The organism is Bradyrhizobium lablabi, from assembly GCF_018131005.1.
In the GTDB taxonomy this organism is placed as follows: domain Bacteria; phylum Pseudomonadota; class Alphaproteobacteria; order Rhizobiales; family Xanthobacteraceae; genus Bradyrhizobium; species Bradyrhizobium lablabi_D.
Window position 1 is genome coordinate 24,995 of sequence record NZ_JAFCJK010000015.1, and the last position, 12,702, is coordinate 37,696.

At 63.9% G+C, this 12,702-nt stretch carries 12 protein-coding genes; 7 read left to right on the top strand and 5 right to left on the bottom strand.

From position 1 onward, the window contains the following. Positions 1-55: 55 nt before the first annotated feature. The 4 genes from fliI (at position 56) to JQ553_RS31185 (ending at position 3,607) form a co-directional block, all read left to right on the top strand. Entirely contained in the window at positions 56-1,381 is a 1,326-nt protein-coding gene (gene fliI, locus JQ553_RS31170) for a flagellar protein export ATPase FliI (protein WP_212503896.1), read from the top strand. Positions 1,382-1,492: 111 nt separating this feature from the next. Further along, complete coding sequence (gene fliJ, locus JQ553_RS31175; protein ID WP_212503897.1) at positions 1,493-1,912, top strand: flagellar export protein FliJ; 420 nt, start codon at positions 1,493-1,495, stop codon at positions 1,910-1,912. A 190-nt stretch (positions 1,913-2,102) separates the two neighbouring features. Next, a complete protein-coding gene (locus JQ553_RS31180; protein WP_212503898.1) occupies positions 2,103-2,648 on the top strand; it encodes a sigma-70 family RNA polymerase sigma factor in 546 nt (181 codons plus the stop codon). 83 nt (positions 2,649-2,731) lie between these two features. Continuing rightward, positions 2,732-3,607 carry an anti-sigma factor domain-containing protein gene (locus JQ553_RS31185; RefSeq protein ID WP_212503899.1) on the top strand — a complete coding sequence of 292 codons (876 nt, stop codon included), beginning with the start codon at positions 2,732-2,734 and terminating at the stop codon, positions 3,605-3,607. A gap of 267 nt (positions 3,608-3,874) precedes the next feature. Here JQ553_RS31185 and JQ553_RS31190 read toward each other — a convergent pair whose 3' ends face one another. From JQ553_RS31190 to JQ553_RS31200, 3 genes are all read right to left on the bottom strand, one after another. Continuing rightward, positions 3,875-4,075, bottom strand: a complete 201-nt coding sequence (locus JQ553_RS31190; RefSeq protein WP_212503900.1) for a hypothetical protein — start codon at positions 4,073-4,075, stop codon at positions 3,875-3,877. A 397-nt stretch (positions 4,076-4,472) separates the two neighbouring features. Then, positions 4,473-6,602 carry a flagellar biosynthesis protein FlhA gene (gene flhA, locus JQ553_RS31195; protein ID WP_212503901.1) on the bottom strand — a complete coding sequence of 710 codons (2,130 nt, stop codon included), beginning with the start codon at positions 6,600-6,602 and terminating at the stop codon, positions 4,473-4,475. Between the two features lie 263 nt (positions 6,603-6,865). Further along, positions 6,866-7,162, bottom strand: a complete 297-nt coding sequence (locus JQ553_RS31200; RefSeq protein ID WP_212503902.1) for a hypothetical protein — start codon at positions 7,160-7,162, stop codon at positions 6,866-6,868. Between the two features lie 752 nt (positions 7,163-7,914). On the opposite strand from JQ553_RS31200, the gene JQ553_RS31205 reads away from it, so the two are divergent. After that, complete coding sequence (locus tag JQ553_RS31205; RefSeq protein ID WP_212503903.1) at positions 7,915-8,346, top strand: hypothetical protein; 432 nt, start codon at positions 7,915-7,917, stop codon at positions 8,344-8,346. Positions 8,347-8,418: 72 nt separating this feature from the next. Further along, entirely contained in the window at positions 8,419-9,717 is a 1,299-nt protein-coding gene (locus JQ553_RS31210) for an MFS transporter (protein WP_249144714.1), read from the top strand. Positions 9,718-9,727: 10 nt separating this feature from the next. Here JQ553_RS31210 and JQ553_RS31215 read toward each other — a convergent pair whose 3' ends face one another. Both JQ553_RS31215 and JQ553_RS31220 read right to left on the bottom strand, forming a co-directional pair. Continuing rightward, positions 9,728-10,135: a DUF4864 domain-containing protein gene (locus JQ553_RS31215; RefSeq protein WP_212503905.1), complete on the bottom strand. Its 408-nt coding sequence runs from the start codon at positions 10,133-10,135 to the stop codon at positions 9,728-9,730. 477 nt (positions 10,136-10,612) lie between these two features. After that, positions 10,613-11,161: a cupin domain-containing protein gene (locus JQ553_RS31220; RefSeq protein WP_212503906.1), complete on the bottom strand. Its 549-nt coding sequence runs from the start codon at positions 11,159-11,161 to the stop codon at positions 10,613-10,615. Positions 11,162-11,308: 147 nt separating this feature from the next. Here JQ553_RS31220 and JQ553_RS31225 point away from each other — a divergent pair, with 147 nt between their 5' ends. Further along, positions 11,309-12,637 (top strand): aspartate aminotransferase family protein, encoded by a 1,329-nt coding sequence (locus JQ553_RS31225; RefSeq protein ID WP_312015216.1) that lies wholly within the window; start codon positions 11,309-11,311, stop codon positions 12,635-12,637. Positions 12,638-12,702 lie beyond the last annotated feature (65 nt).

The following is a 12,702-nucleotide window of genomic DNA, read 5'->3' on the forward strand; positions in this document are numbered from 1 at the left end:
GTAAACACGAAGTTAAGCGGTCTCAGCAAAAGCGCGGAAACTTAAGGTTTTCGCAATGAAGGCGCTCGCGGAGCAGATCGGCGACATCGACGGCGTCAATATCTATGGCCGTGTGGTGGGTGTGCGCGGGCTGATGGTGGAGATCGCAGGCCCGATCCATGCGATGTCGGTCGGCGCACGCATCGTGATCGACGTCGGCGGCAACCGCTTCATCGCGGCCGAGGTGATCGGCTTTTCCGGCAGCAATGCTGTCGTGATGCCGTTCGGCGGTCTCGATGGTGTGAGGCGCGGCTGCCGTGCGGTCATCGCCAATGCGGCGAGCCAGGTGCGGCCGTCGCCCTCATGGCTCGGCCGCGTCGTCAATGCGATGGGCGAGCCGATCGACGGCAAGGGGCCGCTGCCGCAGGGCGCTTCGCCGATGGCTTACCGCAACTCGCCGCCGCCTGCGCATTCGCGCAAGCGGGTCGGCGCGCCGCTCGATCTCGGCGTGCGCGCGCTCAACACCTTCCTCACCTGTTGCCGCGGCCAGCGTCTCGGCATCTTCGCGGGCTCCGGCGTCGGCAAATCGGTGCTGCTGTCGATGCTGGCACGCAATGTCGATGCCGACATCACAGTCATCGGGCTGATCGGCGAACGCGGCCGCGAGGTGCAGGAATTCCTGCAGGAAGACCTCGGCGAAGAGGGCCTCGCGCGCTCGGTCGTGGTGGTCGCAACGTCCGACGAACCGGCGCTGATGCGGCGGCAGGCGGCGTATCTGACGCTTGCGATATCGGAGTATTTCCGCGACGAGGACAAGGACGTGCTGTGCCTGATGGACTCCGTGACGCGCTTTGCAATGGCGCAGCGCGAGATCGGCCTGTCCGCCGGCGAGCCGCCGACCGCCAAGGGCTATACGCCGACGGTATTCACCGAATTGCCGAAGCTGCTGGAGCGCGCGGGGCCTGGGACCGGCGTCGGCACCATCACCGCGGTCTTCACGGTGCTTGTCGATGGCGACGATCATAACGAGCCGATCGCGGACGCGGTGCGTGGCATCCTCGACGGCCATATCGTGATGCAGCGCTCGATCGCCGAGCGGGGGCGCTATCCTGCGATCAATATTCTCAAGTCGGTCTCGCGGACCATGCCGCGTTCTGCCGATCCCGATTTCCTCCCGGCCATCACCAAGGCAAGGCAAGTCATGGCGACCTACGCCGATATGGAGGAACTGATCCGGCTCGGTGCCTACCGGGCCGGCTCCAGCGCCGAGGTTGACGAGGCGATCCGCCTGCACGAACCGCTGGAAGCATTCCTGAACCAGTCCAAGGGCGAATCCTGCACCGTTGGCGATGGCTACCGCCAACTGGCGCAAATCCTCTCGGGTTTGGAAACGGAACGCTAACTTTGTCGGGCCAATATCATCGGCGGTACATCATTAGCGATGCCGGCGGGGCCCAGGGGGAGCCGGCTCTGTCCCGCGTTCCAAATCGGGACTTCTGGGGAGTACGAGTCGATGAAGTCACGTGAAACGCTGATCCGCCTGAAGAAATTTCAGGTCGACGAAAAGCGCCGCAGGGTCGCCCAGATCGAAGGCATGATCGCCGATTTCCAACGCATGTCGGTGGAGCTCGAGCGCGAAATCCAGGTCGAGCAGGAGCGGGCCGGGATCAATGATCCCAGCCATTTCGCCTATCCGACCTACGCCAAGGCTGCGATCCAGCGCCGCGAGAACCTGACCCGCTCCGCCGACGAGTTGCGCGCCCAACTCGAGGATGCCAAGGCGCTGCTGTCGGAAGCCTTCGAGGAGTTGAAGAAGGTCGAACTTCTCGACGAGCGTGACCAGGCACGCGAGCGCGCCGAAGAGAGCGCGCGCGAGCAGGCCGACATGGATTCGATAGGCTTGATGCGCGCACGGCTCGGTGTCATCGCCTGACCCGCTTCGTCTGCGCCGCACGACAATGAAACCCGGGCCTCACGGTCCGGGTTTTTGCTTGGCGATGTCCATAAGCGAGCCACTGGTGAACTATCAGGCCACAAACTATGCTACGACCGGGCGGGACACATTCGGGCGACAAGACCATTGGCAACGAGCCGACGAGGAAGCGAGATTTGGGGGACGCTGGATGTTGACGCCAGCTGAGCTGGTCTGGCTGATCGCTGCCGTTGCGAAAGGAGATCAGGCCGCTTTTGAGCGCCTTTACGCCGCCACGCGCGCGAAACTCTTCGGCGTCGTGCTGCGTATCTTGCGGCGACAGGACCTCGCCGAGGAGGTCATTCAGGAGGCCTACGTCAAGATCTGGAATAGCGCCGGCCAGTTCAATCCAGCCCTGTCTTCGCCGATCACATGGATGGTTTCGATCGCGCGTAACCGCGCCATCGACGTGGTGCGCAAGAAGAGCGAGGTCTCGCTGGAGGAGGAGCCGGCAGCGATGGAGGTGGCTGCTGAATCGTCCGATCCGCTGGCGCGCCGGGAGATGACAGAAGAGTTGAGGCGGTTGTTGGAGTGCATCGGTCGCCTGGCGCCGGATCGGCAGAAGCTCGTTCTGCTCGCCTATTACAATGGCTGGAGCCGTGAACAACTTGCCGCAAAGTTCGAGACGCCGGTGAATACGGTGAAGACGTGGCTGCGCCGCAGCATGATGGACATCCGGGAGTGCCTTGGACTTTAGAGCATGAAGAGATTGATCCTCACTCGCACCACATCGATCTTTCGCGTCTCGCCTCGCGGGGCAGGCGATAGCGGACGACGTTGATGGCCTATAGCGAAGACGATATCGCGCTCGCTGCGGAATATGCGCTCGGGACCCTCGATGCGCAGGAGCGCGCGCAGGTCGAGGCCATGATGGCCGCCGACAGCGAATTCAGCGCGATCGTCCGGGCGTGGGAGTACAGGCTCGGCTCGCTGAATCAGATGGTCGGCTCGATCGAGCCACGCCCGATCGTGTGGGAGAACATCAAGGCGGCGATCGGACATTCCGCCGAGCCGCAAGCGCCGCTGGCGCTGCCTGAGCCGCCGTTGCCGTCGCCGCGGGCCGAGCCGGACGAAATCCGGCCAGCTTCTGCCATCGCCGACGACAATGTCGTTTATCTCTCGGCGCGCATCAGGCGCTGGCGCACGATCGCGTCCGCCGCGAGCGCGGTCGCAGCCGCGTTGCTGCTGACGCTCGGTCTTCAGATCTACCATCCCGATGCCTTGCCCGACCGCATCCGGCCGAAGCCGCGCACAGAGATCGTCGAGGTAAAGACGCCGCCCCCGCAATCATCCGCGCAGTACGTCGCGCTGCTGCAGAAAGACGCAAGCTCGCCGGCCTTCATCCTCACGGTCGACGCCGCCAGCAAGACCTTCACCGTGCGCAAAGTGGGTGCCGAAGCTGAGCCGGGCAAGAGCTTCGAGCTCTGGCTGATCTCCGACAAGCTGCCGCAGCCGCGCTCGCTTGGTGTGATCGGCGCCAGCGACTTTACTGCGCGACCGGCGCTGTCGTCCTACGATGCCGGCATGATCAACGACGCCACCTATGCGGTGACCGTCGAGCAGGCTGGCGGGTCACCGAGCGGCCAGCCGACCTCGGCGCCGATCTTCACGGGGAAGCTGATCGAAACCGTGCCGGGCGCGTCTGTGCCACGCTAAAGCGCGATGAGATTGGATTAGGCTGGGTCGTCATCGCGTTTTAAAGCATCCTCGCTCAATCAGATCGCGTCCCGCGGCAACATGCGTTCGCGGCACCTCGGGAACAGGTCTGCGTGCGGGTTGGCCCAACATATAAAAAAAGAAAACGCCCGTGGGGAGCGGGCGTTTTCAACAGTCAACTTGGGGGTAGTTGGGGGTCTTAAATATCCACGTAACGACTTTGGGGGGCTATAAAGACGCTACGTGAATTCCGTGAAATTCTCCTCGTTAGCGGACCAGGGCGTTGGACGAACTGGTGACCACGACCGGCTTGCCGGCCTTCATCACCCGCGCGGTCTGGGTATAACCCTCGTCCGAGCTGTTACGCGCCGAGATACCGAAACCAGCGACCAGGATGCCCGCAATCAGAGCCACGACCACGATCTTGAGATGCGTGGTTCGATCAGCGCTATAGATCGAGTGGTTCATGCAATGCTCCTGCCGCCCCCGGTCATACGGATTTGTCTAGGACATCCGTCGCCGGGTTCATCGTCTCGCGCCTTCACAACGTAAGATTTGCCAATTCCGTTCCCCAGAGGCGATCACAAGGCGGTGAAAAGACTTGAACGGGCGCGAGCAGGAAGGATCGCCCTAAACGCGAAGAGACAAAAAATATACATTATACCAAACCGTTATCTTGAAAGTCCGAGGTGCGTTGTGTTGTCGCCGGCGGACTCCGTCCGCCGGCAGGCTTCGCATAAATCATTTGCCTGTAGCGAAAAAACCGCTCTCACCGCTGGTGCTGATTTGGGGCGTATCGCTCGGTTCCCCTCGAAAGAAGAGCGCCAATCCGCCGGGCTGAGGCTTGATCCCGGAAACGCGCGCTCTAGACACTGCCGACCGTCTTCAGCCGGGCGCGGGGATGAATCTCCGCCTGGGAAAGTACCGTGGTCTGCGAGCGGAAACGCTCGACCAGCGAGCGCACGAACGGGCGAACTGCCGCCGAGGTCACCAGCACCGGCGCCTCGCCCTCACGCGCCGCCTGTTCGAACACATTGCGCACCGCGGTCATGAATTCCGAGAGCTTCGAGGGCTGCATCGCAAGGCTCCGGTCGTCGCCCTGGCCCACGATCGACTCGGCGAACGCCTGCTCCCAGCGCGCGGACAGTGCGATCAGCGGCAAATAGCCGTTTGGCGAGGTGTTCTGGGCGCAGATCTGGCGCGCCAGCCGGGCGCGCACGTGCTCGACCATGGTCGCCGGATTGCGGGAGAACGCCAGCGCGTCGGCGATGCCTTCCAGGATGGTCGAGAGATCGCGGATCGAGATGCGTTCGGCGAGCAGCAGTTGCAGCACGCGCTGGATGCCCGACACCGTGACCTGGCTCGGCACGATGTCCTTGATCAGTTCGCCCTGTTCCTTCGGCAGTTCCTTGAGCAGCTTCTGCACCTCGCCGTAGGAAAGCAGGTCCGCCATGTTGGCCTTGAGCAGTTCGGTCAGATGTGTCGACAGCACGGTGGCGGCGTCGACCACGGTATAGCCCTTCAGCGAGGCCTCTTCCTTGAGGCCGGCATCGACCCAGGTTGCGGGCAGGCCGAAGGTCGGCTCGATGGTGTGGATGCCCGGTACCTGCACCTGGTTGCCGGCAGGGTCCATGACCATGAATTGGTTCGGCCAGATCTTGCCGGTGCCGGCATCGACCTCCTTGATCCGGATCACGTAGCTGTTCGCCTCGAGCTGCACATTGTCCAGGATGCGCACCGCCGGCATCACGAAACCCATCTCGACCGCAAGCGAGCGGCGCAGCGCCTTGATCTGCTCGGTGAGGCGGTCGGTGCCATCCGGGCCGTTGACGAGCGGCAACAGCGCGTAGCCGAGCTCGATCTTGAGGTCGTCGATCTTCAGCGCCGCGGAGATCGGTTCCTCCGCGGTTGCCGCGGCGGCTGCGGCCGAGGCCGGGGCGGCGGCAGCGGCGTCTGCGCTCGCCTTGGCGACTCGCTGCTGCTTGCGCGCGGTCCACGCGAGCGCGGCGGCGCCGGAACCGAGCGCGAGGAAGGGGAGCATCGGAATGCCTGGCAGAAGCGATAGCACGATCATCACGCCCGCCGACATGCCGAGCGCCTGCGGATAGCCGGAGAGCTGGCGCATCAGCGCCTTGTCGGCGGCGCCGGTAATGCCGGCCTTGGAGACCAGAAGGCCCGCGGCGGTCGACACGATCAGGGCCGGCACCTGCGTGACCAGGCCGTCGCCGACGGTCAGCACGGTGTAGGTGCGGGCGGCCTCGCCGAAGGAGAGACCCTGCTGGGCGACACCGATGATGATGCCGCCGATGATGTTGATGAACACGATCAGGAGGCCGGCGATGGCGTCGCCGCGGACGAATTTCGAGGCACCGTCCATGGCGCCGAAGAAACCGCTTTCGTCCTCCAGCGCCTTGCGCCGTTCCTTCGCGGTTTTCTCGTCGATCAGGCCGGCGGACAGGTCGGCGTCGATCGCCATCTGCTTGCCGGGCATCGAGTCCAGTTGGAAACGCGCCGCAACTTCGGCGATGCGGCCGGAACCCTTGGTGATGACGACGAAGTTCACGATCACCAGGATCGCGAACACGATGATGCCGATCACGAAGTTGCCGCCCATCACGAAGTTGCCGAAGGCTTCGATGACGTGGCCGGCAGCCGCCGTACCCTCATGACCGTGCGACAGGATCAGACGCGTCGAGGCCATGTTCAGCGACAGCCGCAGCATGGTCGAGATCAAGAGGATGGTCGGAAACGACGAGAATTCCAGCGGCGCCTGGATGAACAGCGAGGTCATCAGGATCAGCACCGAGACTGTGATCGAGACCGCCAGGAACAGGTCGAGCACGATCGAGGGCAGCGGCAGGATCAGCACCACCAGGATGGTGAGGATGCCGAACGCCAGCGCGATGTCGCCGCGCTTCAGGATGTTGCCGATCTCAGTGAGGGAGGGCAGCCCGCCCCCGGTCATTGAGCCCTGTCCCGCCGTGACGTCGACCATGCTCGCCGGCTCCCCCCGCGAATGACGGCTGCGGCCGCCAAACGTCTGCGCGGCGGCCGAAGGACCACCGTTCCGAAAGTGAGGCACCGCACTGGCGTCCACGGGGGTCTCCTCCCGTCCCACGCGATCGACGACACTCGACTTCACTGGGCAATTTTTGCCCGGTGTATGGTTAGCAAACGGTTAATGGGGGTGCGTCCGACGGTGTCATTTCCGGCAGCCGCTGTAGTGGGCCGCCGTCGCAGTCCGGCCTGCCCAGGCGGCTATCTCAGGGCGCCGAGCACGGCGCCCGACGCGGCAATGACGCCCAGCACGATGACGCTCGCGCGCCACAGGAACTGCCGCCGCGCGTCGCGCCGATCGTGGAAGGCCAGCCAGTCGCGGACAAATCCGGCAGGGATGTCAAACACCACCGCGGGCTCCTCGCCATGATGGGTCTCGTGTTCGCAGTACATCGTCCTGACGGTCGGCACGCCCAGCCGCTCGAGCTCGCAATGCCATCGCCAGGCATGCTCGCCGTTGGCCCAGCGATTTTCGAAGGGGATGACGTGTGATTCCATGACGAGCCTCCGGCTCACCTCGAACCCACGCGGCAAGCTTAGCCGACTTTGCCAACCGGTGCGAGAGATCAGTCGTTCGCGCACGGCCGCTTGGATCATCTCGGCGATCATACGTCGGTTCAGATTGGCAAGGCCCAACACCGGTTATTTGACCGGTTCGATCCATTTGCGCCAATGCGTCGGTTGAACGTGGACGTGATTGTTTGAAACATCGACCCATTCGGCGCCGTCCCTGTGACAAGGGAATTCCAATGCGTGGACCATTCCATCGTAGGTCAGGACGCAGACTTCGAGACTCCGGTCCGATGGAGCAATTGAAACGGGCAACCATTCCGCGGGCAACGTATGCATGATGTACCCTCCGGTGAAATGCGCTGCGATCCCTCAAGGTGTGAGGCGTCCGGCTTGGTACCAGCACGCGTTCCGCCATAGGCGGCCCCGCCGATTTGCCGTGCACGATCCGCTGTCCCGACGCGTCACCAGACGATCATCACTCGGGCCGCGATTGGCAAGTGTGAACAAGGTCGCATCGCATCAAACTTTCACGACAGCATGATCGTCGTCCAGCGATGGATATTCCGAGACGGCCGTTCACGATGTCTCATGCCGCACGCTCGAGCACGATCAACCAGGCCTGTCAGCGCTCCACGACAGTGAGCTGAACTTCCGGAGCCTATGCCCGACGAAAGGTAGAACTTGATCAATGCTTCTCGGGGGTTTCGATGTCGAACCAAAGAGACTGCGCAGCGGCAATGACCGGCAGGCGTCGGCTTGGCAGTATCGGACTTGTCGCGATCGTGGCTCTTTCCTTCGCGACCATCGCCACGGCAAAGCTCCCGGGTGACGAAGGCGCGATGATGCGCATGCTGGCGTGCGAAGGCGAGGGCGTCAGGATGGAGGTCTATGTGCCGCTTGCGGTCGCTGGTCACGGTATGCGCGCTGGCCAGACGGTGGCTGGCTACTACGCGCTCGATCTGACCGACGCCAACAAGGGAAAGCCGCTCGAGCCGGTGCGCGTCACCATGAGCGCCGACAAGAAGACCGTGATCGTCGATCAATACACAAGGGGCCTGCCGCCAACGCACGTCCCCGTCGGCGGTGGCACGGTCGATTTCGACCAGCGATTTGCCAAGAGCGCCAAATGCGGCCCGTTCCAGTCGCAGGATCCGAACTTCGGGAATTGACGCGCAAAGCTGGCGCTTGGGATTCCCGGCCTCGACGCAGGCCTCTCGGGAGCGGCGCCCCCTTGTCACTGCATGCCTAATCTCTCGGCATTGCGGCTTGACCTGGAGGCCATTGGCGTCGAAGTTCCCTGCGCCGTGGATATTGCTTCTCAATTCTCCCCCGTTTCCGCTGCTTTCATTCCCGACTCGCGACGGGCGTGGCTGCGGCTTGCCGTCGCCGTGGCGATCGGCTCGCTCGGCAGCGTCGGCATGTGGTCGGTGGTGGTGGCGCTACCGGTGGTGCAGACGGATTTCGGCGCGACGCGCGGCACGGCTTCGCTTGCCTTCACCATGGTGATGCTCGGCTTCGGTCTTGGCCAGGTCGTGACCGGCCGGATCAGCGACCGCCATGGCATCGTCGCGGCGATCGGGGTCGGAATCGGCATCCTTGGACTCGGCTATGTCGGCGCCGGCTACGCGCCGTCGATCTGGACATTCAACCTGCTCCATTTCGCGATCGGCCTGTCCTCGGCGGCGACTTTTGGCCCCTTGATGGCGGAAGCCTCGCACTGGTTCGACCGTTACCGTGGGCTCGCCGTCGCGATCGCGGCGAGCGGCAACTATATCGGCGGCACCATTTGGCCGCCCGTCGTCAATTTCGGCATGCAGACTTTTGGATGGCGCGCCACCCATGTTGCCATCGGCATCTTCACCGCGATCGCGATGGCGGTCACGCTCACGATCCTGCGCCTCCTGATGGGCGCCGCTACGCAGCGCAGCCACGTCAACGCGGCGCCGCCACGGGTCGACTTGAAGCTGTCCACCAATGCGCTGACTGCGATCCTGTCGCTGGCCGCGATCGCCTGCTGCGTGGCGATGTCGATGCCGCAGGTTCACATCGTCGCCTATTGCGGCGACCTCGGCTATGGCGTCGCGCGCGGTGCCGAGATGCTGTCGCTGATGCTCGGCTTTGGCATCATCAGCCGGATCGGGTCGGGCTTCCTCGCCGACAGGATCGGCGGCATCCGCACGCTGCTGATCGGTTCGATCGCTCAAGCCAGCGCACTCCTGTTCTATCTGTTCTTCGACAGCCTGACCTCGCTCTACGTCATCTCGGCGATGTTCGGCCTGTTCCAGGGCGGCATCGTGCCGAGCTACGCCATCATCGTGCGCGAGGCGATGCCGGCCGCAGAAGCCGCGACCCGCATTGGCATCGTGATTTTCGCCTCAGTGTTCGGCATGTCGTTCGGAGGCTGGATCTCCGGCGTGATCTTCGATGCCACTGGCTCCTACGCCGCCGCTTTCGCCAACGGGTTCGCCTGGAACCTGCTCAACGTCTCCATCATGCTGCTGCTCCTGCTGCGCGGGCGGCAACGGCTGGCACTGGCGTAGCGCCCCGGGCTCAAACTGCCTGACCGGACTTGAGCAGCGAGCAGCCGGTGATCTTCAGGCTGCCGTCAGCCTGCCGCTCCAGCGTATAGAGCGCCTCCCATGCCTCGCCGTTGGCGTCGACAATATGGACGCGCTGCGCGATCCAGCCGCCCTCGGTGCGCGCCTCGCCGAATTCAAAGCTCTTGTGGCGATAGACCGGTGCGTAGCTGTCCTGCACCATCAGCATGAAGATATCGGCCCGCGGAAAGATCTGCTGGATTCCGGGCGCCGCATAGGAATACGCCACCGCGGCGTCGTCCCTGCTGAATGCCTGTTCCTGCGCCCGGATCACGTCCTGCGCGGCGGCAACGTCGTCTGCGGCAGACGCAGGCGCGGCGAAAGCGAACAGGATGGCAGCGAGCAGGACAATGACGCGCATGAGGGTGCTCCGTGACGATGCCTTCTACGCGACATAGCCTATAGCGTTTTCGATCGAAGTGGATGCAGGTTTGCGTTAAGAGAACGCGTTAAAACAACGATCTGGAGCTTCGGTTCTGATTCAATAAGAACCGATAACGCTCCACGCCGGTTGAAGAATCCGGCCGTGGTGCCGAGTTCGCCCGGATTTGATCTGGCGCAAGGCGCCGGCGCACCGGTGCCTTAGACTTGCGGTATCAATCCGGGAGGATCGTCGTGACCCTTGATACCGTTCTCGTCATCATCGCCGTGACCATGATGTTCGGTACGCTCGCCGCCGTGATCGCCCGGGGCGATCGCCAGACCCGCAACCAGTGATCCGCCGGCGTCGCTCCTACCGGATCGAGCCCTTGAACAGGTCGATGTCGGGTGAGGCAGGCGCCAATGGGCCGCGACACGCCGTCCTCGCGCGGTAGCTCGCAGGCCAGACGCACCGGGTTCAAAACGTCGGTGGCGTGCAGGCGCTGATCACCTCGCATGGCTTGGCGCCGATGCAGCGGAAGCGGTGGGGACGCTGGCTCTCGAAATAATAGGCATCGCCGGCGTTCAGCACGCGCCGCTCGTCGTCGACCGTGACTTCGAGCCGTCCGCTTACCACGATGCCGCCTTCCTCGCCCGCATGCGACAGCGGCACCCGGCCGGTGTCGCTGCCGGGCTCGTAGCGCTCCTTCAGGATCTGCAAGCTCCGGCCAAACAGATTGTCGCCGACCTGGCGGTAGGAGATCGGCTGCTTGCCGATCTCGGTCAGTTCCTCGGCGCGGTAGAACGCCTTGCGCGGCCGTTCCGGTTCGAGGGCGAAGAATTCGGCGAGCCCCATCGGGATGCCGTCGAGGATGCGCTTGAGCGCGCCGACCGATGGGTTCATTTGGTTCGATTCGATCAGCGAGATGGTCGAGTTGGTTACGCCGGAGCGCTTGGCAAGTTCGCGCTGGGAGAGCTTTTGGCGCGCGCGAATGAATCGCAGCCGTCCACCGATATCGACGCTCATGGCCCTGTCCCTGTTGCAGGTGTTGCGGATCGAACAAATATGCGCAGACCGCCCCAATCAGATCAATGGGTTGCGGTACGGCAGAAAAGGACTTGTTGAGTGACGCGAAGCGTGGTCCGACTGGTGAGATCAGCAACGGAGGCCGCCGTGACCGTCCATCAGATCCCGAACACCATCAAGACCGATTCCTATTGGATGCCGTTCACGGCCAACCGGCAGTTCAAGAAGGCGCCGCGGCTGTTCGCCTCCGCCGAGGGCATGTATTACACCTCGGTCGACGGGAGGAAGGTGATCGACGGCTCCGCCGGCCTCTGGTGTGTCAACGCCGGCCATGGCCGCCGCCAGATCGCCGCCGCCGTCGAGCGGCAGCTGATGACGCTGGACTTCGCGCCCTCGTTCAACATGGGCCATCCGCTGGCCTTCGACTTCGCAGAGCGGCTCGCCGGCATCGCACCGAAGGGCCTCGATCGCATCTTTTTCACCAATTCCGGCTCCGAGTCGGTCGACACCGCGCTGAAGATCGCGCTCGCCTATCACCGCGCCGCCGGCCAACCGACCCGCACCCGCCTGATCGGCCGCGAGCGCGGTTATCACGGCGTCGGCTTCGGCGGCATGTCGGTGGGCGGCATGGTGGCCAATCGCCGCGCCTTCGCGACCCATCTGCCGGGCGTCGATCACATCCGTCACACCCATGATCTCGCCCGCAACGCTTTCGCAAAGGATCTGCCGGAGCATGGCGCCGAGCTCGCCGACGATGTCGAGCGGTTGGTGGCGCTGCACGGCGCCGATACGATCGCGGCCGTGATCGTCGAGCCGGTGCCCGGCTCGACCGCGGTGCTGCCGCCGCCGAAGGGCTATATGCAGCGGCTGCGCGAACTCTGCACCAAGCATGGCATTCTGCTGATCCTCGACGAGGTCATCACCGGCTTCGGCCGCCTTGGCACGCCGTTCGCCGCAAATTATTTCGGCGTCACGCCCGACCTGATGACGACCGCCAAGGGCATCACCAACGGCTGCGTGCCCTGCGGCGCGGTGTTCGCCAGCCGCCAGATCTACGACGGCCTGATGACCGGACCGGAGGGCACGATCGAGCTGTTTCACGGATACACCTACTCGGCGCATCCGGTGGCCTGCGCCGCGGGCCTCGCCACGCTCGACATCTACAAGGACGAGGGGCTTTTGACACGCGGTGCCATGTTCACCGAATACTTCCGCGATGCCCTGCACTCGCTGAAGGGCCTGCCGAACGTGATCGACATCCGCAATGTCGGTCTGATGGGCGCGGTCGAGGTCTCGCCGCGCAGCGACGGCGTCGGCGCGCGCGGCTACGACATCATGGTCGATTGCTTCAATAGCGGCCTCTACCTGCGCATGAGTGGCGACTCGCTTGCGATGTCGCCGCCCTTGATTGTCGAAAAAAAGCACATCGACGATATGGTCTCGATCCTCGGCGACGCGATCAAGCGCGCTGCGTGATCGTCGCCGTCGCACCAACGCCGTCGCTGCGGAAGCAGGGGTTTTCGCAGCGGCGCGCGCGGTGC